Annotated in this window: 20 protein-coding genes and 2 pseudogenes; 12 read left to right on the forward strand and 10 right to left on the reverse strand. The window is 57.0% G+C overall.

What is annotated here, in order from left to right:
* Window positions 1-308: 308 nt before the first annotated feature.
* Complete coding sequence (locus tag AX768_RS30260; protein ID WP_062003859.1) at window positions 309-686, reverse strand: winged helix-turn-helix transcriptional regulator; 378 nt, start codon at window positions 684-686, stop codon at window positions 309-311.
* Between the two features lie 48 nt (window positions 687-734).
* Here AX768_RS30260 and AX768_RS30265 point away from each other — a divergent pair, with 48 nt between their 5' ends.
* Window positions 735-1550, forward strand: a complete 816-nt coding sequence (locus tag AX768_RS30265) for an SDR family NAD(P)-dependent oxidoreductase (protein WP_062004079.1) — start codon at window positions 735-737, stop codon at window positions 1548-1550.
* 540 nt (window positions 1551-2090) lie between these two features.
* On the opposite strand, the gene AX768_RS30270 is transcribed toward AX768_RS30265, so the two are convergent.
* Together AX768_RS30270 and AX768_RS30275 are read right to left on the reverse strand one after the other, a co-directional pair.
* A complete protein-coding gene (locus AX768_RS30270) occupies window positions 2091-2810 on the reverse strand; it encodes a UPF0149 family protein (protein ID WP_231941666.1) in 720 nt (239 codons plus the stop codon).
* 117 nt (window positions 2811-2927) lie between these two features.
* Window positions 2928-4634, reverse strand: coding sequence for a site-specific integrase (locus AX768_RS30275; RefSeq protein ID WP_062003860.1), 1707 nt, complete (start codon window positions 4632-4634; stop codon window positions 2928-2930).
* 574 nt (window positions 4635-5208) lie between these two features.
* On the opposite strand from AX768_RS30275, the gene AX768_RS30280 reads away from it, so the two are divergent.
* Window positions 5209-6876, forward strand: a complete 1668-nt coding sequence (locus AX768_RS30280) for an SWIM zinc finger family protein (RefSeq protein ID WP_335340498.1) — start codon at window positions 5209-5211, stop codon at window positions 6874-6876.
* A 406-nt stretch (window positions 6877-7282) separates the two neighbouring features.
* Window positions 7283-7477 (forward strand): DUF1289 domain-containing protein, encoded by a 195-nt coding sequence (locus AX768_RS32365; RefSeq protein ID WP_082779176.1) that lies wholly within the window; start codon window positions 7283-7285, stop codon window positions 7475-7477.
* 209 nt (window positions 7478-7686) lie between these two features.
* On the opposite strand, the gene AX768_RS30285 is transcribed toward AX768_RS32365, so the two are convergent.
* From AX768_RS30285 to AX768_RS30305, 5 genes are all read right to left on the reverse strand, one after another.
* A complete protein-coding gene (locus AX768_RS30285) occupies window positions 7687-8904 on the reverse strand; it encodes a beta-ketoacyl-[acyl-carrier-protein] synthase family protein (RefSeq protein WP_335340499.1) in 1218 nt (405 codons plus the stop codon).
* 11 nt (window positions 8905-8915) lie between these two features.
* Window positions 8916-9203, reverse strand: coding sequence for an acyl carrier protein (locus tag AX768_RS30290; RefSeq protein ID WP_082779177.1), 288 nt, complete (start codon window positions 9201-9203; stop codon window positions 8916-8918).
* Between the two features lie 121 nt (window positions 9204-9324).
* Window positions 9325-10581, reverse strand: coding sequence for an NAD(P)/FAD-dependent oxidoreductase (locus AX768_RS30295; protein ID WP_062003864.1), 1257 nt, complete (start codon window positions 10579-10581; stop codon window positions 9325-9327).
* Window positions 10582-10587: 6 nt separating this feature from the next.
* The gene (locus AX768_RS30300; protein ID WP_231941667.1) at window positions 10588-11097 is read right to left on the reverse strand and encodes a hypothetical protein; all 510 of its coding nucleotides are present in this window, start codon (window positions 11095-11097) and stop codon (window positions 10588-10590) included.
* A gap of 252 nt (window positions 11098-11349) precedes the next feature.
* Window positions 11350-12441 (reverse strand): 3-oxoacyl-[acyl-carrier-protein] synthase III C-terminal domain-containing protein, encoded by a 1092-nt coding sequence (locus AX768_RS30305; protein WP_062003866.1) that lies wholly within the window; start codon window positions 12439-12441, stop codon window positions 11350-11352.
* Between the two features lie 323 nt (window positions 12442-12764).
* On the opposite strand from AX768_RS30305, the pseudogene AX768_RS30310 reads away from it, so the two are divergent.
* From AX768_RS30310 to AX768_RS30320, 3 genes and pseudogenes are all read left to right on the forward strand, one after another.
* Window positions 12765-13566: pseudogene (locus AX768_RS30310) on the forward strand (IS110 family transposase); the annotation flags it as partial.
* Window positions 13567-14186: 620 nt separating this feature from the next.
* Window positions 14187-14579: a PXPV repeat protein gene (locus AX768_RS34005; protein WP_082779178.1), complete on the forward strand. Its 393-nt coding sequence runs from the start codon at window positions 14187-14189 to the stop codon at window positions 14577-14579.
* Between the two features lie 296 nt (window positions 14580-14875).
* Window positions 14876-15214: a hypothetical protein gene (locus AX768_RS30320; protein ID WP_062003868.1), complete on the forward strand. Its 339-nt coding sequence runs from the start codon at window positions 14876-14878 to the stop codon at window positions 15212-15214.
* Between the two features lie 148 nt (window positions 15215-15362).
* Here the strand turns inward: AX768_RS30320 and AX768_RS32375 are convergent.
* Window positions 15363-15515, reverse strand: a pseudogene (locus tag AX768_RS32375) (IS5/IS1182 family transposase); the annotation flags it as partial.
* Between the two features lie 113 nt (window positions 15516-15628).
* Between AX768_RS32375 and AX768_RS30325 the strand changes: the two are divergent.
* The 5 genes from AX768_RS30325 (at window position 15629) to AX768_RS30350 (ending at window position 19536) form a co-directional block, all read left to right on the forward strand.
* Complete coding sequence (locus tag AX768_RS30325) at window positions 15629-16483, forward strand: IS5 family transposase (protein WP_082779179.1); 855 nt, start codon at window positions 15629-15631, stop codon at window positions 16481-16483.
* A 208-nt stretch (window positions 16484-16691) separates the two neighbouring features.
* Window positions 16692-17114 carry an IS66 family insertion sequence element accessory protein TnpA gene (gene tnpA / locus AX768_RS30335; protein ID WP_062003869.1) on the forward strand — a complete coding sequence of 141 codons (423 nt, stop codon included), beginning with the start codon at window positions 16692-16694 and terminating at the stop codon, window positions 17112-17114.
* The gene (gene tnpB, locus AX768_RS30340) at window positions 17108-17455 is read left to right on the forward strand and encodes an IS66 family insertion sequence element accessory protein TnpB (protein WP_154563997.1); all 348 of its coding nucleotides are present in this window, start codon (window positions 17108-17110) and stop codon (window positions 17453-17455) included. Before tnpA ends, tnpB begins: the two co-directional genes overlap by 7 nt.
* A 59-nt stretch (window positions 17456-17514) precedes the next feature.
* On the forward strand, window positions 17515-19029 hold the full coding sequence (tnpC, locus tag AX768_RS30345; RefSeq protein ID WP_062003870.1) for an IS66 family transposase: 1515 nt from the start codon (window positions 17515-17517) through the stop codon (window positions 19027-19029).
* A gap of 15 nt (window positions 19030-19044) precedes the next feature.
* Complete coding sequence (locus AX768_RS30350) at window positions 19045-19536, forward strand: hypothetical protein (protein WP_062003871.1); 492 nt, start codon at window positions 19045-19047, stop codon at window positions 19534-19536.
* Window positions 19537-19738: 202 nt separating this feature from the next.
* On the opposite strand, the gene AX768_RS30355 is transcribed toward AX768_RS30350, so the two are convergent.
* Window positions 19739-20473: a TetR/AcrR family transcriptional regulator gene (locus AX768_RS30355; RefSeq protein WP_062003872.1), complete on the reverse strand. Its 735-nt coding sequence runs from the start codon at window positions 20471-20473 to the stop codon at window positions 19739-19741.
* Window positions 20474-20766: 293 nt separating this feature from the next.
* On the opposite strand from AX768_RS30355, the gene AX768_RS30360 reads away from it, so the two are divergent.
* Window positions 20767-21975 carry an acyl-CoA dehydrogenase family protein gene (locus AX768_RS30360; protein ID WP_062004086.1) on the forward strand — a complete coding sequence of 403 codons (1209 nt, stop codon included), beginning with the start codon at window positions 20767-20769 and terminating at the stop codon, window positions 21973-21975.
* Window positions 21976-21995 lie beyond the last annotated feature (20 nt).

Below are 21995 nucleotides of genomic sequence, written 5' to 3' on the forward strand. Positions count from 1 at the left end.
CTACTTCAAACGCAAGGACTACCGCGCGAGCGGTTTAGTCCATCGGCCAGGAGCGGAAGGTCACACGAGTCGCTGCGCGGACGTTCAGGCGTCGGCTCCGCCCTGTAAACAGCCATCCAATCGTAAAGGACGGACGCTCGCTCATCGGCCTTTGCGGACGCTCCGCTGGCGACCCAAGACTGTCAGCTGCACGACGTTACCCGGTTATTCGCCTTAGTATCTGTTGGCCTGCGTGCGCTAATCTAACGGCTTTTGCAACAACTGCCGCACAAAAGCATCAGCGTTAGAAGCGGATACCCTTCAGGCCGTTAAACAGGGTGACGGGTCGAGAATCTACGCGCAGCTATCAGGACAGGCAGCAGTTGCCTGCCCATTTCTGACAATTGATATTGGACCCGCAGGGGTTTCTCACAGAAATCGACTCTGTCGACCAGACCATCGTCCGCTAGCTCGCGAAGATGTTGGGTCAGCATTTTTTGCGAGATGCCTGGCAAGTCTCGCTTCAACTGCAAGGTTCGCATCGAGGGGTCGGCGTAGAGTCTGAAGAGGATTGGCAGCTTCCAGCGACCGTAGATCATACGTATGACCCTGGTCACGTGCTCAACCGATCCGTTCGGTCCGAGACAAACTTCCCGTTCCTCCTGCGAGGTGGGTACATAAAGGTGCGTACTTGTTTCGTCCATCATCTCTCCCTACCCTGAAAGATCTGCCACTTGGAAAATGGGTTACGTGCGATGGACTTGCAATTGTATGGGAAGAAGGCGCTGGTCACCGGGAGCAGCAAAGGGATTGGCGAAGCCATTGCCAGGAAACTCGCGCTTGAGAAGGCAATCGTCATCGTGCACGGGCGCGATAAAGCTCTGGCAGAGAAAGTAGCCAATGACATCACCGCGCAGGGCGGCCACGCATATGTGGTAGTTGGCGATCTAACGCACGACGATGATGTGCAGCGATTCGTCGAGGATGCGGTAGAGCTCGCAGGTCCTATTGATATTCTGATCAACAACGCCGGCGGGTCGGGTGGCTCAAAAGAGAGCTGGGCAAACACACAGCCGGCCTCATGGGCGTCCGCTTATGATCGCAATGTCCTGGCTGCCCTTCGGGTCACTAAGCGGCTGCTACCCGGCATGCAGCAAGCCAGATGGGGACGCGTGATCAATATTTCGAGCCTGGCCGCGACGATGCCACCGCCAACTGCACCCGATTATTCGGCATGCAAGGCCGCTATAAACGCCATGACCGCGTCGATGGCAAAGGCGGTGGCGGCAGACGGGGTCACGGTCAATGCTGTCTCTCCTGGCACGATACACAGTTCCGCCCTCGATAGCCGTTTCCGTGAAGCCGCCGCCGAGCGTGGCGTGGCGGATAAGGACGCGCCATGGCAGGTTATAGAACGTGCAGTCCTGCCGATGTTTGCTCAGGTTCCTATTGGCCGGGTTGGGCGACTGGACGAAATTGCGGATGCCATCGCCTTCCTCGCCAGTCCACTCGCCGGATACATTACCGGAGTGAATCTGCGAATCGATGGCGGCCTATCGCCTAGTTTATAAGCTTCTCTCGTTCACTACCGGGGAGTGGAACCGGCGCTTCGTGGCTCTCGCTGATCCGTAAGCAACACGCGAGGTCAGCCATGTCTAGCCAGTTCAAAGTCGCCGGTTCACTCTCCTCCAATTGCTCTTGAGTCGGTAACTCAACGGCTCTTATCTCCAGACACAATTATCTGCCGCATTCCGGTCGTTCGTACGGCGCCGCACGAATGACCGGAACGGCCGAACCGCTGCCCGCGAAAAAGGGCGTGGATGACCGGACCACTCCGTTACCCGCCATTGAACCCCAGCCAGCGCGACCGGCAGTTGTGGGTCGGGTAGAGCCATTCAGAAGTCATGGTCGATGCTGCCCAGAGGTCGGTTAGTCCGTCGTCGGACAATCCCGAAACAGAAAAAACAACTAACCGTCTAGTCGAACAGATTCTGTAAATGTCAAAACCAAAAGCGTATTTATAAATGCAGCCGCTTGGTTGAACGCTATAGAAGCCTTGTGGCAGCTCTTGAGGAGGATGCTTGCTATCGGCGCGCCATGTGGCGGCTACCTCAATGCAAGATGCTTGCGGTACCGCAGCACTTCTTGAATTTCTTGCCGCTGCTGCAAGGACACTGATCATTGCGTCCGATTTTCGGTGCTGTGCGCTGGATGGTGGTCGCGAGATGTCTTTCATGGACCGCGTGGCGATAGGGCAACCAGTAGCGGTAAATCGAGACGATACGATCGGGTATCTGTTCCGACAATTGTTCCCTTTGTGCCGGCGAGCGGACCAGAAGCTCGTCTTCTTCGCTGACGTCATCCGCTCCAAGGAGGTAGAGCGGGCGAAGCCAATCCGCACTTCGAGCATCATCGAACAAGGGCTGCCATGCTGATCGGCGCAGATCGATCGCTCGCATAAAACCATGCGCCCACGACTCCGCGTCGAGATATTCGTGGTGATCGTCAAATCGGTTGATATTAAAAAGCGGCGCGATTGACTCGGGGTCTCGTTCAAAAGTGGAAACTATGTTGTTGAAGTGTCTGAACACAAGATTGAAAATGTGCTGAGTTTGTTCGACCGATTCGAACGCTGGTTCATCTTCCGGTGACGGCCCCCAGATGCCAGGAATCCACTCACTGGGCATCAACGTCACCGGTCCGATCGCGATCGCCGTCAGATATCCGTCGAGGCTGTCGATCATCATCGTTTCATCGGACGTGAACTCAGACATCAGAAATTGGTCGAGCTGATCGATTTCGTCATCGGACATGCGGAACATATTGTTCATCGGTTCTCCGGTCCAAGAGTATCGAGCAGGCGGCTTCAAAAAGAGTCCGCTCAGCGGTCACTGGAGTGAGTTGACAGTTTGCCCGGCCGCTGCATTTTACCGGGTCAGCACCGCCGGCTACTTGGTCGCGAAAGCGTCGCGAAACTGGCGCGCCCGTTCAACCTCGTCACTGTGCAAGTAAATCGACGTGGTCGAGATAGACGCGTGCCGTAGGTTATCCCGAACGGAGGTCAGTTGTGCGCCGCGCTTGAGCGCATGTGTCGCGTGCGTGTGCCGCATCCAGTGCGGTCCTGCTAGCCGAAGCTTCGCCGCAAACGCCGGGTTGTCCGTCTCGATGATGTTCGCCGTGGCGCTAAAAAACCGTTTTAAAATGGCCCACAGCCGTACCGTACTCAGTTTCTCGGTGCTGTGCGGACTGAGGCTTGGCACGAGCGCCATGGTTGGCTGCCAATGCTGGGGCGACACCGGAAGTTCCCGCTCAAGCAAATACCGCTCAAGGGCTGAGCGCGCGAGCGGCGGCAGCGCAACATGGCCGGGCTTGCGGCCTTTGCCCACCACATGGGCCCAGTGATCGCCTCGCGCATCGGTGCGGATGTAGGCGAGCGTGACGCCTACGAGCTCGCTCGCCCGTAAGCCGGTGGCATAGGCAAAATCCAACAGGAATCGCAGCCGTTGCGCCGCATTGGCCTTCCAGCCGTACGACCACTCGAGCCCATCGGCGATGGTTCTCAGCAAAAGCCACTCTCCCTCAGTAAAGGCGTGCGAGACATCGAGCACCGCGCCCTCTGCCCCTTTCACCTTGACGCCCGAAAACGGGTTCGCGAGCACATATCGTTGCTCGATCATCCATCGATAAAGCGCACCAAGGACCATCAGCGAATAGGCAACCGATCGCGGTGCGAGATTGCCCGTGAACGGGCGCCACTGCGAAGAGGTCCTAGGCCGTGTGGGGCCGACCCAGCGTTCGCGGGGCGAGGGCCGGCGCAGAAACGCGCGATATGCAATCGCATCTTCGGTGGTGAGCGAGGACAGCGCGCGCCCGCGCTCGACGATCGCCCACAAGATCAACCGTTCGGCTTCCTTTCGGTAAGCGCGGTGGGTGGACGGCGATTCGTGCAGGGATAACCAGGTCTGGACAGCGTCGTAATCATTGTTGGCGTCGAGTGCGCAGGTTTCGCGGGGCGCGCGCAACGCACCGCATGAGCCGTCGATCTCGTGGGGCAGTCGCACGTTTTCCCAGGGCACGACGATGGGCGAGGCCGTCGATGCAATCAGTGCTCGCGCCCGTTCGGTAAGTGCCGGGTGTTGCGCAAAAAACGCATCAATCTGCTGAGCACTCCCTTGTCCCAAGCCCGGGATGACTTTCCACCATTGGCGCCGCCGCGGGATGCGCAGGGTCAACTCCGCGAGTGTCGCGATGCCGTGTGCGAGGAGCGCGTGTGTCGCGCGCGCGGGCAGCCAGCGCCGGATGTCGTCGGTAATGGAGGGGACGGCAGTCGAGGAAGCACGAAGTGTTTCAATAGCCTGAGCAACTTTACGCGCGTGCTTCGCGCGCTCGGAGGCGGGGTGCGCAAAGATGGCGGCGAGATCGTCGCGGTGCCTGGCGAGGGCACACTGAACTAATCGCCGACGGATATCGCTCATGACGCTGCGTGCTGAGCGGCGCGGTGTCAGAACATCGGGCAAATAGCGAAGCACGGCTTCGCGCGTGGGCACGCCGGCATACCACGCGCGCAGGGCGGCGAGCGCATCGTGCTGGGGTAGGTCTGATGATGAGCTGGGTGGGCCAAGCAAGCGGGGAGGGTTGGTCTCACGCGTTTTCATAAGCATGAGTTTAAACTAAAGAAATTGGTATTAGGATAAGGATAGTTATCTTAATAGAACGGTCTGTAAAAATTTTTTCCGGCATTTCTTATGTTTTTTACGCGCCCAACGACCGTCGAACGGCGACTCTCGATGTCTAGATCTGGCGTGTCATTTGCGAAATGAAAGCACTGAGTTCATGTCAACAGGATAGGTCACAATCGAGAGGAAATCGAGCTTGGGAGCAGGGCACGTCCACCTTGAATGCCATCTCGGACGGCAATTTTATGACCGTATTGCGGCTCGTGGCGCTTCGACGAGCGAACGTTGCAGCGTATTGGATCCGGCTAATTATCCGATCTGGCCGGCGTGCTGGGTGTTGAAGCTTCGGGCAGACGAGCAGTCAGACGTGCATTTCACGACGTGGGCGACTGGCTTGATAAAATGTGCAGGTTGACCTCCTCAGAGAGAATGGCAGATGTGTGCTAGGCCCATACAGTCCTCACTTCAAGGCATCCTCACCCTTGCTGTGATCAAGTCACTCGCAGACGCGAAGACACTCGCGCGCGGGAAAGCGTATTTCCAGGACGGTGCAGTGTCGCGTCTCAGTGACCGTAACAAAGTCCTTCGTGCCAGCGTGCACGGCACTTACCAGTACAACGTTGAACTTGGATTGGGCAACGATGGGGAGTTGAGCTACGAATGTGACTGCCCGGTCGGCGCGGACGGCATCTTCTGCAAACACGCGGTAGCAGTCGCGTTTTCCTGGCTCGAAAACGCGGGTGAGGAGGTGTTTCATATAGACGAACCTGCACCAGCGAAGCCGCGCAAGAAGCGCAAGACCTACGAAGAGCTGATACGCGAATATGTCACGGGCTTGAGCGAGGAAGCCCTCCGAGAGCTGCTACTCGATGCAGTCGAGCGTGACATTACTTTGCGTGACAAACTGCTTTTTGCAGCTCGCGCGGCGTCGGCTGATGACTTGCCCAGCATGAAGGCGGCAGTTCATCAAGCGACGCGTGCATCCCACCCCCTCGACTGGCGCGAGGCGGGCGCGTACGGTGACGGTCTGATGTCTCTTGCTGGCATGCTACGTCAGAGACTTGCCGGCCCCCACGCGGCGCAGGTCGTTGAGCTTGCTGAAGTGGCGATAGCAGGGGCGGAAAAAAGTCTCGAACAGATCGATGACTCGGGCGGCGACGTGATGCCCGCCATTATGGAGCTTGCCGCAGTACATCTAGAAGCATGCCGGCAGACGCGCCCGGACCCATCGAAACTCGCTGAGCGACTGTTTCGCTTCCAAACTGAAGGCGTGTGGGATACGTTTTACGACGTGTTGCCGGCCTACGCGCAAGCGCTTGAAGAGCGAGGGATGCAACGCTATCGGACGCTCGTGACAAGCGCGTGGGACAGGCTTCCGGATCTGGCGCCCAGCAAGGAGTTCCGCCGATCGTTCGAACCGCTGCGCATGCGACTTGACCGTGCGATGGAAGCGCTGGCCGAAGGCGATGGCGACGTTGACGCACTTGTCCGCATTCGTTCAAAAAATCTGTCGAGCCCGTACCGATTTTTGTTGGTCGCAGAATTATGTGTGCTGCATAAGCGTTTCGATGAAGGACTGAACTGGGCTGAACGGGGACTCAGTGAGTTTTCAAGTAACGTCGACCAACGCTTACTCACATTTTGTATCCAGGAATATCTGCGTCGCGGCGAATTCGCAAAAGCTGGTGCGTTCGCATGGCAACGGTTTGAACTGCATCCCTCAGCGGAAGGATTCGCCGCACTGATGGACGTTGCCAGCGCGACCAGCCATCAGGAGGAGACTCGCACGCGGGCGCTCGGATATCTCTGGGAGCGGGTAAGGATCGAGGAAGCACCGACCAAAGCGAAGCGCAGTTCTTGGCAAGCGGGTACACGAACCGAGCTGCTCAAAATTGCTCTCTCTGAACGCGAGTACGTTACGGCGTGGGAGACGTTTTGCGGCGGCCCTGTAGCAACGCACATGTGGGCGCAAATGGCGGTTATTCGAGCGAAAACTCATCCCCATGATGCGATCGCTTTATACCACCGCTTGCTGCCGATTGCCGCAGATAATGGCACGCAGAAAGCGCGCTATGATGAGGCGTTTCGCGTCGTCAAGACGATCGGCAGTTTACGAGCGAAACTGAAGGAAGACGCGCTGTTTGTCGAGGAACTTAAGACCATCCGTGAGACTTTTCGCGCCAAGCGCAACTTCATGAAGCTGCTTGCATCGTTGGGATAATTCCGACTCGTGTTCGGTATTGTGAAGTGTTTTTAATTCGTCGGTTCGTCGTGGCTTTGCGCAAGGCGCGACGGCAGCGTTCTTTGTTTCGAATCTGAGGTCGTTGCAAACGGAAGGGCGCATACAATTGGTCGCCGGAACATCGCGTGAGATCTCGAACGACGGGCGTGACGCTCTTTGGACATGCGGTGCCTGTACATCTATTTGCCGTTGCGCCAGCTGACTTTACGTAGACGTTGAGATTTTTGTTGCGGCGTTTTTTCGTGCGCAAATGACATGATCGAGAAGTTTCCAACGAGGACCGCGAAGAGAGCCGTCAGCGGAGCTGACCTTACCTTACTTGGGAAATGGATACATGAACAGAAGCGAGGATCTCTTGATTGGCGATAGTGGTGCATCGACCGGTATGCAAGAAGAGGAGGTATCGTCTCCTTGCGTCGGTCTTTGTTCTTTTCATGCTCGCACGGGTTTTTGCATTGGGTGTTCTAGAACCGCTGAAGAAGCGCGTCTATGGCACGTCTTAAATTTTCGGCAGAGAATGAAGATTATTGAGGATCGAGACCGCCGCATAAATCTAACCATAGATTGTATTCCTCAATAACTAGCCTATCGAAAACCTTGCTGCGTGAGGGAATTCGCCTATTTTTTTGCCAGCCGAAAACGCGGTTGTGGTGAATTTGATTATTGTCCTTATAGAAATCGCAAGTCGGCGCTCGTCGAACGATTGTGCGATAGCCAAACCGCCTTATGTTCGTTGTTGTGTAAAAAGCGAGCGAGGATCGTCGAAAGCGCGGGAAGGTCTGCGTCCCGCTATTCGCGACACTTAAGTACCAGCACTGCATTAGTGCCCCCAAACGCGAACGAGTGGGATAACATGATCCGCGCAGCCACGCCTTCGCGCGCTCGGTTCGGGACATAGTCAAGATCGCATTCCGGGTCTGCCGCATGCAAATGCATCGTCGGCAGGAGCGTCTGATATTGCATCGCCAAGAGGGATAACACGCATTCGAGAGCGCCTGCTGCGCCTAACAGATGTCCATGGATAGACTTCGTTGCGCTGATCGGGATGCGGTAAGCGTCGGCGTTGAAAACAGCCTTTATTGCAGCGGTTTCAGTCGAATCGTTCGCAAGCGTCCCGGTACCGTGAGCATTGATTGCATCGACTTCGGACAAATCTATTCCGGCGACCGAAAGGGCGTTAAGCATGGCTGCCGTTTGGCCTTCTACGCTGGGCCGAGTGATGTGTCCAATATCGGTCGTCACACCGTAGCCCAACGTTTCACCGTAAATCGGTGCGCCGCGCGCCACAGCCGTTTCCCAAGGTTCGAGGATGACCATTGCTCCTCCCTCGCCGAGCACCATCCCACTCCGATTTCTAGAAAACGGCTTGCACGACGCAGCGGGGTCGTTGTCGTCGATGGCAGCTAGCGTATGAAGCGCCTCCCAAGCCTTTAGTGACCCGCAGGACAGCGGGGCTTCTGCACCGCCCGCAATTGCCAAGTCGATCTCGCCGCGGGCGACCCGCATCCAGGCTTCCCCGATGGCCACCGCCGACGAAGCACAGGCAGTTGAATACGTCAGGCAGGGCCCTCGCAGGCCATGTTCGATGCTAATCCACGCGGCGGGTGCGTTGTACATGCCCATCAGCACGGTGAACGGCTTGATGCGATCAGAGTTTTCGCCGTAGAGCGTCTGATAACCATCATCGATGGTTTGCGTGCCTCCCATGCCCGTACCGACAAATACCCCGCTGCGGGGGGCATTAATTTCACCTTTGTCGAGACGTGCTGTCGCAACGGCTTCATTTGCAGCGATCAGTGCGAACTGACTTACCCTGTCTAGCATGCGCAGCTTCGGAGGCGCGAAATGATGTTCACCCTCAAAGTTGGCGCTTGCTGCGATCGGCGAAAGCAGTCGATTCGCAAAAGCCGTATCGAGACGTTGGATGCCAGAGCGCCCCAGACGCGCGTTTTCGAAAGTTTCCGTTGCGTTAGCCCCAAGCGGACAAATGGCGCCTACGCCAGTCACAGCGACTCGTCTCATACTGACGGTGGTGCCAGTGTTGACGCCGCCTGCGTCGGTCCGCTGCCATGCTGGGCAGCGATATGCGCGTCGATGAAGCGAACGACGTCCCCAAGCGTGGCCAGCGGTACGAGCTCCGGTGATACGGTGATCTTGAATTTGTCTTCTACGTTAAATAGCAATTCTGCGACCGCGAGAGAGTCGAGACCCAGCGTCTCCAGCGACGCGTCAGCTTTGAGCAGCGCCGGGTCGAGTTTGTAATCCTTAACCAATGTCAGGCAGAGCCAATCTAAAGTTGTCGTCATAGCGGGTTGTAGCGCTTCTTAGCTATTAGGGTTACGCCAAACATGTGGCAGGGCCTGGACGGCGCACGCGCTCATGTTGCTGCCACGACCCCTATGCAAGGGCTCGCAAGACATTTAAGTATCATACCGATTCCGCGCGTGGGGCAAGCGATGCGATCGACGCTTCACTGATCGCGCAACGGGTTTTGCCGCCCCATTTCGCTCCGAGTGGTAACAATCCGGGCCAAGTCTTCAAAAGGATGAGCAAGACGTTGGCGCCTCGCTGACTCATACTTGCGTGGGCAAACGCCGAAGCAAGGCGAATGCGCGGTGCAAACTGGCGATGCCAGTTCGCTGCATAACGATGTCGCGCCGCTTGTTGCGACACCATGTCGTTGTTCGTCTGCCTACAGCCTGCACTTTTGTTCCCAAGTAGTTCAGCAGACAACAGCCAAGCGGATTGCAATGCCATGCTCATGCCCTCACCAATAATCGGATGGGCCTCCCCGGCAGCATTGCCGATCCTGAACAGCCCGTCGTCGGTATGAACACGAACGCCAGGACTTAACGGCCCTGCAGCAAGCCAAGAGTCCGAGATTGTGGCGGTCGCGAGCACTTTCCGAACTCCCGCACACTCTCTTTTGAGCATGGCTTCTACTATCTTGCCGGCGCTTTTCCCGAGGTCATTTTGGCGAAGCATATCGAGACGATCTCGGCGCACACAGGCGGCAAGCGTCGTGACGCCGTGGTCGGCTACGACCATGCCGCCGTAACCACCCGCGAACGCTAGTACCGGCAAGACGCCTTCGTCGAGGCACGTACCAACGAAATTCGCCTTGAATGCCAGCAAATCTGCGCCTAAACGCGGGCGCCGCGGTTCCACGCGATCAGAAGGCAACTTTTCCCAGGATCCGTGGGCGTCAATCAGAATCGGGGCGAACAAAGGCTGACTCGTTTGCGTGTTTGATTTCACAACGCAGCGCCACGCACCGGGACCGCCCGCAATGCTTTGCGCAGACCACGGCTGAAAAACCGTAACGCCGATCGCGCGAGCCCGTTCGAGGAGCAGAGTATCTAATGTCTCGCGGCCCAATGCACGACCCCATCGATGCTCTGCATGGTTTGTGGCCGGAAGGCGTGCGATGACGGTTTCGGCACCTTTCATAAACGCGACGTGGCGTAGCGCGGCACCGGCGCTGCGCTCGAACGCCGGTCCTACCCCTAATGCGTGCAGCAGAGGGAGGTTGCTTGCAGCGATGCATTCGCCGCAGACCTTCCTGCGCGGAAATGTCTGCTTTTCAACCAGTGCTACCGACCAGCCATTGTTCGCCAGCAAGATTGCAGCTGACGAACCCGCTGGTCCAGCACCAATAATGATCGCGTCAAATTTGTTTTCCATTCGATTTCAACGTCGGCTAGCGGAAAAGCAGTGGCTGAAAAGTCCGGCTGAATATTCGTTAATTTGCCATGCGCCCATGGAAGGCCGCCACAGCTTGGTAATCTCAGTGTCGCAAAAGCCCGCATGCACGCTCAAAACGGCGTCTTCTCGCGTGACCGCATTCGCGCCAAGCGCGCCGATCAAATGGCTAGCCGCAAGCGCAAGATAAGAGCGACGAGGCTCGCAAGCGAAAAAGTGATGGCACGACGCCGCAGCAGCGTCCAGAAGGCCGGAAAGCACGGTCCCCTGAAAGTGATGCACAAACAGGTTCGCCACAATTACATCCCAAAGTTGAGACTCGCCCTCGGGCTGTTGCTGAAAACGTTTACTGATCCAATCCATGACATCCACCACTTTTACATCAACCGTCCACCCGAGCTTGCGATAGGCGTCAACCGTTTGACTCGCAACCAATGATTGGCGATCTAGAAGGGTCAACTCGACTTCAGGCCACGCCGATCTGAGTGCCTTCGCCACGCTTAACATCAACGTCCCGTCTCCGGCGCCTAGCTCGAGTATGCGCAAAGGTCTAGACACTGGCGGCATCACAAGCTGATTTAACGCGCGGCATACAATCACGCGTGTTCCCATCAAGCGATGAACCCGTTGAAGGTCGCGCCGCGATCGTATTGCCGCGGGGTCAACTTCGCAAAGACCATCGAGCGTTTCTGTGGACACGCTTCTTCGTAGGCTCATCGCATCGTCCAAAGTCGCGGCGCAGAGATTACTTCACCAAATTTCATCATCGCCCACCTTAAGCAATGCGCCATGGCAACTGAAGCCGGCTCCGAACGAAGATAACCACCACCACCCGTCCGGCGCGTGGTCGGCGAGGGCCGCCTCAAGTACGAAGTAGACAAACGCGCTCGACATATTTCCATACTCGCGAAGCATGGCAGCGCTAAAGCGCAGATCATAAGCCTGCACTTCCAACGACTGTTCAAGTGCCTGCAATACGTCACGCCCTCCTGCGTGCAGGATCCATGCGGAGATGTCTGCAGTGACAAGCCCTTTGGGGACAAGAACAGATTCGAGCGCTTGGCGGGCGTATTGCGCTGCAAGGGCGGGTACCGGGCGCGTCAAAATATTGCGCAGCATGCCGTCGCGCTGCTCGAACATCAACGCCTTGCGTTCGCTATGATCGATCAGCGATGAACTGTCGACCCATTGGATCAGGCGCGACGCAGTGTTGGAATTGCGCGACAGGACGGCAGCGCCCGCACCGTCGCCAAACAGGCAAGCGCTAATGATGACGCCGGGATCGTCGTCCAGATACATCGCCGCGCTACTGACTTCAACACAGATCGAGAGGACGTTTTCGCAACGGTCGATCCCGTTCGGGACGATAGAGCTTAGCAGCGCGTGAGCGAGTTGAAGATTTGGAAGCGCACCGGCGCAGCCTTGCCCCACCAGGTCGAACGCCTTCACGTCTGAGCGCAGGCCAACGCCTTCAACCACGTAGCCCGATAGCCCAGGGCACATGTAGCCGGTGCATGTGCTCACTATGACTGCGTCGATATCGCGTGGATTGAGTTTCGCCGCCTGAAGTGCTTGAATCGCTGCGGCAGCGGCAAGCCGAGGAGCATTGTCGTAGAAACGTTTAGACAGCGTATTGGGATCAATCGCAAACACGTCTGCGAGGTTTGCCAGCGCGAGGCGCCGCGCTTCGATGCCATTGTCTCGTTGCAAAACCGTTCGGGCGACAAAACGCGAGCGCACATCAAGCCGCTCGAACCAATCCGATTTTTGGAACGCCTCAAGGCAATCGGCTTTTGTGAAACGCTGCTCCGGGTTCGCCGTGCCGATCCCATTAACAAACATGTGATTGCAACCGCGCCGATTTCGCCTGCTGATGAGAATGCTTCGTAATCATCGTATTACCCGAATCAAGTGCGAGCGACGGTGCTCAGTAGGATTAGGAGATAGCAGAATACATGCCATCCGGACGACGGCTGGAAGCAGATCACCTTAAGCGCATCCCGTTATACACATCTCGTAGCACAAGGCGTCGAGCGCGGAAGAACGCATTTACTTTCAATGACGTAGCGCTGCGCTTGTAAACTTTCAGCAGATCGCGTATTGAGATGGTCACCCCCTCCTCGCAGCGGAGTACGCTGCAGGAAGGTCCTTCGCGGAGGTGTTCCATCGAAGACGTTACGCTGGTCGGAATCGATTTGGGTAAGCATGTATTTCACCTTCATGGCCAGAACACGGCCGGAAAGGCGGTGTTTCGCAAGAAGGTAAGCCGTAAGCAATTGGTCGAGTTTTTTCGCGACATTGCACGCTTGCACGGTGGTGATGGAAGCCTGCGCGGGCGCCCATCACATGGCGCGCAAACTCAACACCTTCGGGCACAAGGTCAAGCTCATCTCGCCGCAATTCGTACGGCCCTTCGTCAAGGGTAACAAGAACGACTTCGTCGACGCAGAGGCGATCTGCGAGGCCGCAGCGCGCCCATCTATGCGCTTCATCACGCCGAAGACCGAATCCCAACAAACCTTGTTGGCATTGCACCGCGTGCGCGAATCCCTCATGCACGATCGGGTGCGCGCGACCAACCAGATTCACGGGTTTCTGCTCGAGTTCGGCGTCAGCCTGCCAAAGGGTGAAGCTGTCATCAAGCGCCTGGCTAGCGTGCTGGCCGAGCATCCACTCCCGCCGCGCCTGATCGCGGTGTTGGAGCGGCTGCACGCGCACATCAAATATCTCAACGAGGAACTTGACGAGATTAACGGGGAGCTGGCGCGACAACTCGCCGACGACGATCTCGGCCAGCGCCTACTTAGCATTCCCGGCGTCGGCCCGGTCACCGCAAGCGTGCTCACAGCGGAGACCTGCAACGACAGCGCGGCGTACAACTCCCGGCGCTTGGTGGTTGCGACGCACTCGGCGGGAGGGCAGCGTGGCCAATTCGTCATTCAGCGCCTGACGCAGCGCGACCAGCGACTAGTTGTTCATAATTTCTCAAAAGCGGGTCACACGGGAAGTTGAAGTCTTTTGATTAACATTGGTTTCATGGCTGCTCAATCAAGGCTAAAGACTGCACTCACCGCTGCCGTAAACATGTAAAGGAGACGAACACACGTGCGCCGCGCTAGCCGGTCAGTTGCTAGACGACACTACCTTTCGGGGCGTAACAAGTAGAGGCCGGTAACGACGGGTGAACAGAAAATTGCACGGAACAATCAAGATTTTTTGCGCGCGGCTAGCCTCGCAAGTCCAGGCGAACTCATTTGCGCATTGCACGCGCCGTTCGCGGTTGACCGAAATCAGGCGTTTCAAGCGAGACGTTCCGTTATACACATAAACGCCGGTAATCTGCGAGCTCAATATAGTTCGCTCACGACCGACAATAGAGGCAGGCTCATGAAAACAATATTTGCATTGATGGTGTTGGCCGTTTGTTTTGGAAGCGCGCTTAGCGGCTGCATCTTTGTACCCGAAGGCGGCTACCACGACCATGAACATGGTCGTGAGCATGACCACGACCACGACCACGACCGCTATTAGCACCGCGCTCCCTGGGATACTTCGTTGCTCAACCGTACTTGTCCGAAAATTAAACTATGAACGTCTCACGCAGTCGCTGGCTCTCGATGACCTTAGTGGCCGGTCTTGGCATAGGCTTATCATCCGTCGCTCTCGCGCATGTCGATGTTGGCGTGAACATTGGCATTCCTGGCGCCGTGTATGCACCCGCGCCCGTCTACGTTCAGCCGCCGGTGTATGTGGAAAGGCCTCGTGCCGTCGTTGTTGACCCGGGCTGGTATGGCGATAGGTACTATGACGGGCGTCGATATTGGCAGCGCCGAGAATGGGAGGAGCGCCACCGGGGCGAGCGGGAATGGCACGACGTGCGAGTCAATCGCGACGGGCCCCGCGGCGATTGGGGCCACAACCATCAAGGCGGCGAGCGGCACCACGACCATGAAAACGACGGTGGACGGGGTGACCATTAACGGAAGGGGCATTGCACACACACCCGCAGCATTTCGTAAAGTCGTCCGTGCAATAGCGTCCGGGCCGCGCGTTCGAACGGCTCGCGGCTTTGGTGGCGACCGACCGACGCTTTCCGTTGGCGTACGGAGGCTGCGGAGGGCGTCGCCTGGAGGCAATCTTGTGGTTATAGCGAACAATCGAAAACCCTGTTTTGCGCGAACAAATGACCAACGCTCGACAGTTAGCTTTCTGGATATAAATTACGAGTGGTCACGATGTGCGGCCCATCGTCGGGCCACCACGAGGCAGCTTGACCATGTGGATCGCCGAGAGCGCATTAAAGGGTGGGAGTGAAGCGAGATCTGACAAGCGCGGCAGGCCGCAGGTCTACTTAGACGCAACGATTCAGGCCGTGCTAACGCTTATGCATGCCCGCTTTGGCACATCCATGCCGCTGCAGATGGGGCGTCCATCCCATGAACGCCCATCCAACGCCAAGGTGGCATTTTCCCGCTACAAGATCCCTGCGTTTGCGAAGTGTATTGCAAAAGCACCTGAGCTTTACCGTAAGAACCCGTTTGCCCGCTGCATTGGATGGGATGCTTCTATCGATCTGGACGAAAATGCCAAGTCTATGGAATCGAACGCGGTATAAAACGATATAAGGTTCAGCTAGGGAAGCGCTGATCAATGCGACTGTTGTCGCGTAAAGGGCGAGCCACGCGAGGAGCATCTAATCGCCCAACGAGTTTGAGAGTTAGAAAGTGAATGGCAACCGGATACAGGCCTCGTTCCCTCAATTTTCAGGCACTTGGCGGATTGCTCCCATGGGTCGACAGCAGCTGTTTTTTCACGATCACCAGATTTGCCTGCGCGAACAGGCCGAACAGCCGCGCGGTATTCTTGGGCAGACCGTTGTAGCGAACCTTGCGATGACGAAACAGGTTCTTCACGACCAACTGGTTGCGCGTTTTCTAGAGTGATCGAACTTGTCTGCGAGCCTTGCTGGGCCTGACAGTTCGTCTGTTGTGGGCCGGATCAGTTAAAGTCCAGATTTGTGGACGTCTGAATGAGTGGAAAGCAACGCTGGCAAGCGATTCCGGTGAAACTGAGCGTGGCGCAGTTTGAGAAATTTGTCCTGCCGCACCTGAGCCGTGGACGGCGCGGACCGCCACCACAGTTGAGCCTGCACAAGATCTTCAACTACATTTTGCAGGTGCTTTATATGGGATGCCAGTGGAAGACGCTGCCGATCGACAAGGATTGCGAGGGGCGTCCCGAAATCCATCACACCCGCGTCTACCGCGCGATGCGCCGCTGGCAGGCCGATGGTTGCATGGATGCCATCTTTGAGAGCTCGGTGAGCCGGCTTCATGATGATCAGCTGCTCGATCTGAGGGTCATTCACGGCGATGGCACGACAACGGCCGCGAAAAAAGGGGGCGACAATCTCGGCTACAGCGGTCACAAGCACCTGAAAAGCGACAAGGTCGTCGCCTTCTGTGATCGCAACTGCAACATCATCGCGCCATTCATATCCGCGCCTGGCAACCGCAACGAATCGCCCTTGCTGCGTGACGCGCTACCCCGACTCAGGCAGATCGCGCGTGCCATCGGGATGGATTTGCAAGGCACGACAGTCAGCCTGGATGGCGTCTACGATTGCCGGGCTAACCGCAAGGCGATCTTCAACCGGAACATGATTCCCAATATTCCCGAAAACCCGCGCGCTCGCAAGGCAACAAAACGCGGTCGCAAGCAGCGCTTTGATCCGGCCATCTTCGAGGAGCGCTTCAGGACCATTGAGCGCGTTTTCGCCTGGGAAGACAAGTTCCGCCGGCTTCTACTGCGCTTCGAACGTCTCAGTGCAGTCCACTACGCGTTCAAGACACTCGCCTATACGATGATCAACCTGCGGCATTAATGCTGAGTCTCATCGCGTACCCCGAGGTTTTCCGGCGCCGCAGCGCGTCGCGTACTGTCACATGATTTATATCTGCATTCCTGATTATAATTACATACGTGATGGTTTCATTACCACTCTTTTTCACAGTAAGCGTCAGCGCATCCCGTCTTGCATCGCGGCATTGCGAATGTGAAGGTGGTGCTTTCGTGAGAACGAGGGCGATGCGATGGAAGACGAGAACATTAAGGCTGAAACGGCAATGGGCACACGTCGCCCACGGCAAGGGGAAGAGTTCTGGGGCGAAATGGTCACCACCTGGAAAGCGAGTGGTATCGGCGCTCGACGGTTTTGCCGAGAACAGGGTCTCGCGGTAAGTACTTTCAGCCTGTGGCGTAAGAAGCTTTCCGGTTCCGTCAAAGAGAATAAGCCGCTGCTCGCGGTTACTGCGGATGCGGCATTCATCGCTTCGAATCTGGATGGTGAACTGGCGCCCCGAGGGTCGTCCGTAGCAACGCCGGCGGCTGACGCATCGACGTCGCGTGATCGGGTGACGCTCTCGCTCGCGGGTGTTCGCATTGAACTGAGCGGCGTTCATGCCGAGCGCATTTTGCGCTTCGTGCTCGGACAGCTCGGAGGTGGCCGGTGCTGATCGCCTCGGACGTTCGCGCTTATATCTGTCGCGACCCGGTCGACATGCGCAAGGCGATCGATGGCTTGTCTTATCTGGTCGAACCGTTACTTGCTCAGAAGCCCGCATCGGGCAACCTGTTCGTCTTCGTGGCGCGCGACCGCTCCAAGGTGAAGATTCTTTATTGGGATCGGACCGGCTTCGCGCTTTGGTATAAGCGTTTGGAAAGAGGCCGTTTCCCGTCACCCTCCTTACTCGCTCAGCGCGGCTTCACGCTCGCTGAGCTCAACGCGTGGCTCGAAGGCATTGAGATCCCGGCGCGAGAGCCGCACCACACCGTGGCAGTGACGCGCGTGACATGATGTGCTTCAACGCAAGCCCCGAGCTTGTAAACGTGCCTTGAGTTAGGCATCATGGAGTCATGCCACCCAACGCCGTCACTGTCGCGGATCTTCCTATCGAGCCCGATGCGCTGCAAGCATTCGCGCTCGAACAGAACCGGCTCGCACGGGTGTTGTGGGAGCAGTTGGAAATCCTCCAGCATCAGATCACCCAGCTGAACCGGGCGCGCTTCGGTGCGAGCTCCGAGCGTCTGGCGGGCCAAGCCGAGTTGTTCGATGCCGCCACAGATATCCCCGTACCGCCCGTGGCCGACGTGGTGCCCGTGGAAGGCCATACCCGCAAAGGGCGTCCTGCTCTGCCGAAGGACTTGCCGCGCACCCGCATCGAATACGATCTCAGCGATGAACAGAAGACGGCATTCGATACGCTCGAACGCATCGGCGAAGAACGCAGCGAGACGCTGCACTACGAGCCATCCAAGCTTACCGTTATCGAGCACATCCGATTCAAGTATGTGGCGAAGAAGGATGGCGAATCGACCATCGTGAGCGCAAGCGCTCAGCCGTCGCCGCTACCAAAGAGCAATGCAAGCGCGAGCCTGCTCGCCAACGTCCTGGTCAACACCTATGTCGATCATCTGCCGCTGAATCGCCAGGAAATGCGCTACGCGCGCCGCGGCGTGTACTTGCCACGCGCCACGCTGTGCGAGTGGAAGCTGGCATCGGCCGAGCTGCTCTCAGTACTGCTGCCCGGTTTGCGCGCTCACCAATTAAAAGCGCCGCGCATGCACGTGGATGACACGACGCTGCCGTTGCTTGAACGAGGCCATCCATCCACGCGGACAGCGCGATTATGGGGGTATCTCGGCGCTGGCCAGCGAAACGAGAACGGCGTTTGGTTCGACCACCCGCCAGCGGTCGTGTTCGAGTTCGCCCAGTCGCGCGAGGGAGCGCATCCGCTGCTGTACCTTGACAAATACAAAGGGTATTTGCAGGCCGATGCGTATAGCGGGCATGGAGCGCTTTACAAATCGGGCAACATAATTGAAGTCGGATGCTGGGCACATTGCCGTCGACGGTTCTTCGAAATTGCCAGCGATCAGAAGGACCCAGGGCTTGCAGCTCACGCGCTGCAGTGGATCGCCAAGCTGTACGCAATAGAATCGAGGGTCAAAGACCAAACCCCGGATATCAAGCTTGCAGCACGGCAAACACAGACGTTGCCAGTGCTTGCGCAGTTTCGCCGATGGCTGGAGGCAAATAGCGTTGGGTTGCTTCCACAATCACCACTCGGCAAGGCATTCGGCTATGCGTTAAGACATTGGGAGGCACTGATCCGATATACGGAGAACGGCGTCCTGTTGCCAGACAACAATGCGCTTGAACGCCAAATAAGACCGATTGCCCTCGGAAGGTCGAACTGGCTGTTCGCGGGTTCGCCGCGAGGCGCCCGGGCAGCTGCAACGATGTACTCACTCATCGGGACGGCTCGTCTAAATGGTATCGAGCCCTACGCGTGGCTCGAACGCACGCTTGAGCAACTACCGTCGTATCCCGTCAATCGCGTGCACGAACTCTTGCCGCTCGCCCGTTAAAAACACTTCGACACCATGGACATTCTCGACTCGCTTCGGCAGGCGCCCAGCGCCGAGTTGTATCGCCTCTATCTTGCTATCGGAAAAATGCTTGACGACCCCCGACGTATTCTCGAAATACGTCAACGCCTGCACCTTGGGATGGCCGTCAATTACATAGGCGACAACCCGCTTGGGCCGCCGGCGCAAGGCACCATAGTCGAACTTCGCCAGACACAGGCGATGGTGCAAAACAGCGTAACTCGACGCCGTTGGGGCGTGCTCTACGCGGCGATCATTCCGGACACCACCACAGCTCAGGCTCGTGTCGAACCAACACCGCCGTCGAGAACGCTGCGCGAAGAGTTCTTCATCGGCGACACAGTCGGCTTCACCGATAAGCATCTAAGCGAGCGCGTCGGAATCATCGTCAGACTGAATGCCAAGACAGCATCTATCGCCGTCAATGACAGCGATGGTCACTGGCGTGTTTCCTACGCTTTACTGCGAAAGATCGTCGACATCTAGCCGCGCAAAACCGCCCTAACGGGTTCCGCTGACGGATACTTTTCACAACGATCCTTCCAGCTCCACGTGCCCGAGCACGCGGCTCGATGTCTACCGCTTGCTCAGTACTGAAACGCGCAACCAGTTGTATGTTAATTACAGACCCAACGCCATCTTACCGCTCGCCCAGATTGTTGAGCCCACCTCTCTGTAGCCGACTGTCTCAAAATAGATCATGTCGTACCGTGACGTTTGAACTGAACGCCCATGCCGGCCGTGTCGCTTTCAATTCTCCGTTTAGCCAGTCCTTCAAATAACTTTTGGAGAACTCTGTGCCCTTGTCGCGGAGTTCTTCTTTGCATCCCAGGCTTGCTAGCGCCATGCGCACCGAATAGTCGATATAACGGCCAGGCTGATTTACGCCCGTCCGTAATGCCTGAATTCCGTGAGCCGAAGCACCCTTCAAGAAATCTGCGGCAACCTCGACATCGTCGAAGTTGAACTGCCCTTGCGTTCTCCCATGCTCGAGGTCACGCGACATAAATTGCGCAACAAGGGAGTCTTCCGCCCAGGCCGATGTGCGAGTCACAAACCCAGCCCATTTGCGATCGAGCAGTGCACGAATGAGAAAAAGTCGGAACCCGACCGAGAATCGCTGCCATGGCTCGGTCAGTACGTTGTACACCGGCAATATTTCGGTAGTCATCTGATTGCTCAAATCCTGGCCGATCACAATCAGTACTTCGTCGAGCGAGTTGAAATAATTATAGAACGTCCCCCGCGATACCTTTGCCTCGCTGATCACATCGTCGATTACCGGCGTTGCGTTCTCGCTGTTTCCGTAGACACGCATCGTTGCATCAACTAGCCGCGTGCGCATTAGCAGGCGCTTTTTTTCCGCGACATCAACTCGGTGATCGCGGGCGGGGTGTTTCGTTGGCTCGCGCGCTTTTAACATTTTTTAGCTCTCTCAAAATGACACTTTATCATAATGACATGTTGTCGTAAAAAATGAAGCCCGACTAGGGAAAATACTGCCCACATGCGGATTGAGTTAGAACAAAAATACGTATAGATTGGACACATTCGTCGGAATGACAGAGTAGTCCAAATATCCGCGAAACGACAGGGTGACGCGCCGTCAAATCCCACTTTTCGGTTGATGGGCGCTATTCCGAAAACAAAGCGACCGCAGGCGGAGCAGCACGAACCGAGTTTCACGTGCTTTTGCCGAAAATTATGGAGTTTCGAATGACCGCTCAATTACAAGCTGTGCAACGACAGTCCGAACCTACTTCGGGCGAACTTATCGAGCGAGCTCACGGGCTCGGGCCGCTGTTGTTAAAGAACGCACTGAAGTCGGAACAAGATCGTCGCGCGCATCAAGACAACATCGATGCCATCAGCGAGGCCGGATTGTTCCGCCTGATGGTTCCAAAACGTTTTGGGGGCTACCAACAGTCGCTCCGGACACATTTGGACGTTACGGCAGCTTTGGCTGAATCGTGCGCTGGTACGGCGTGGGTGACGGCACTCACAAACGTGTGTGCATGGTTTGTAGGCCTGTATCCCAAGCGCGCTCAAGAAGACGTATTCGGTGCGGACCCGAACGCTCGCGTAGCGGGCGTATTTACGCCGTCCAAGGACTGCCGCAGGGTGGAAGGAGGCCTCATCGTATCAGGGAAATGGTTCTGGTCCTCGGGTAGCTTGCATGCTGACTGGGTCACAGTGGGTGTTATGGAGCACGACAAGAATGGCGCGTATGTTGGCCAATATCTTGCGTTGCTGCCACGGTCAGACATTACGATCGATGACACTTGGTTCACAGTCGGAATGCGCGCATCGGGAAGCAACTGTGTGGTGGCAAAGGACGTATTTGTGCCCGACCACCGCCTGCTCGATATCCCCGCAGCAGTCGCCAGCAACTATCCGACTGAATTCAAGGACGAAGCTGAATACCGAGGCCCATTCGTGCCTGTCGCTGCGTTGGTTTTGGTTGGAGCGCAACTGGGCATAGGGCGCGCAGCGCTGAAGTACGTCATCGAGAAGGCTTCTCAGCGAAACATTGCCTATACGACTTTCGAAAAGCAGACCTCTTCGGTGATGTTCCAGGCGCAAATTGCAGAGGCGGCACTGAAGATCGATACAGCCCACCTGCATGCTTACCGTGCCGCTGCGGACATTGACGACGCCGCTCAGCGGGGCGAGAAACTCGATTATGTGACCCGAGCCCGTGTGCGAGCCGATTCGGGTGTCGTGGTCACGAACATCACCGATGCAATCAACATCCTTGTCTCGGCGCACGGCGCTGGCACGTTCGCTGAAGGTAGTCCTTTGCAGCGGATGTGGCGGGACTCGAACACAGCCGCTCGCCATGCCGTCGTTTTACCTGCGGTGGGAATCGAGGTCTATGGCAAGGCGCTTTTGGGCGTGGAAAACACAGTAACTCCACTTGTTTGACGCCCGACCATTCATAGGGA

It is taken from the genome of Burkholderia sp. PAMC 28687, assembly GCF_001577465.1.
GTDB lineage: Bacteria > Pseudomonadota > Gammaproteobacteria > Burkholderiales > Burkholderiaceae > Caballeronia.

Bases quoted from the DNA above. Each gene is read 5' to 3' on its own strand.
- AX768_RS30260 (WP_062003859.1), bottom strand. From the start codon at position 686: ATGATGGACGAAACAAGTACGCACCTTTATGTACCCACCTCGCAGGAG.
- AX768_RS30265 (WP_062004079.1), top strand. From the start codon at position 735: ATGGACTTGCAATTGTATGGGAAGAAGGCGCTGGTCACCGGGAGCAGC.
- AX768_RS30270 (WP_231941666.1), bottom strand. From the start codon at position 2,810: ATGAACAATATGTTCCGCATGTCCGATGACGAAATCGATCAGCTCGAC.
- AX768_RS30275 (WP_062003860.1), bottom strand. From the start codon at position 4,634: ATGAAAACGCGTGAGACCAACCCTCCCCGCTTGCTTGGCCCACCCAGC.
- AX768_RS32365 (WP_082779176.1), top strand. From the start codon at position 7,283: ATGCAAGAAGAGGAGGTATCGTCTCCTTGCGTCGGTCTTTGTTCTTTT.
- AX768_RS30290 (WP_082779177.1), bottom strand. From the start codon at position 9,203: ATGACGACAACTTTAGATTGGCTCTGCCTGACATTGGTTAAGGATTAC.
- AX768_RS30295 (WP_062003864.1), bottom strand. From the start codon at position 10,581: ATGGAAAACAAATTTGACGCGATCATTATTGGTGCTGGACCAGCGGGT.
- AX768_RS30305 (WP_062003866.1), bottom strand. From the start codon at position 12,441: ATGTTTGTTAATGGGATCGGCACGGCGAACCCGGAGCAGCGTTTCACA.
- AX768_RS34005 (WP_082779178.1), top strand. From the start codon at position 14,187: ATGAACGTCTCACGCAGTCGCTGGCTCTCGATGACCTTAGTGGCCGGT.
- AX768_RS30320 (WP_062003868.1), top strand. From the start codon at position 14,876: ATGTGGATCGCCGAGAGCGCATTAAAGGGTGGGAGTGAAGCGAGATCT.
- AX768_RS30325 (WP_082779179.1), top strand. From the start codon at position 15,629: ATGAGTGGAAAGCAACGCTGGCAAGCGATTCCGGTGAAACTGAGCGTG.
- tnpA (WP_062003869.1), top strand. From the start codon at position 16,692: ATGGAAGACGAGAACATTAAGGCTGAAACGGCAATGGGCACACGTCGC.
- tnpC (WP_062003870.1), top strand. From the start codon at position 17,515: ATGCCACCCAACGCCGTCACTGTCGCGGATCTTCCTATCGAGCCCGAT.
- AX768_RS30350 (WP_062003871.1), top strand. From the start codon at position 19,045: ATGGACATTCTCGACTCGCTTCGGCAGGCGCCCAGCGCCGAGTTGTAT.
- AX768_RS30355 (WP_062003872.1), bottom strand. From the start codon at position 20,473: ATGTTAAAAGCGCGCGAGCCAACGAAACACCCCGCCCGCGATCACCGA.
- AX768_RS30360 (WP_062004086.1), top strand. From the start codon at position 20,767: ATGACCGCTCAATTACAAGCTGTGCAACGACAGTCCGAACCTACTTCG.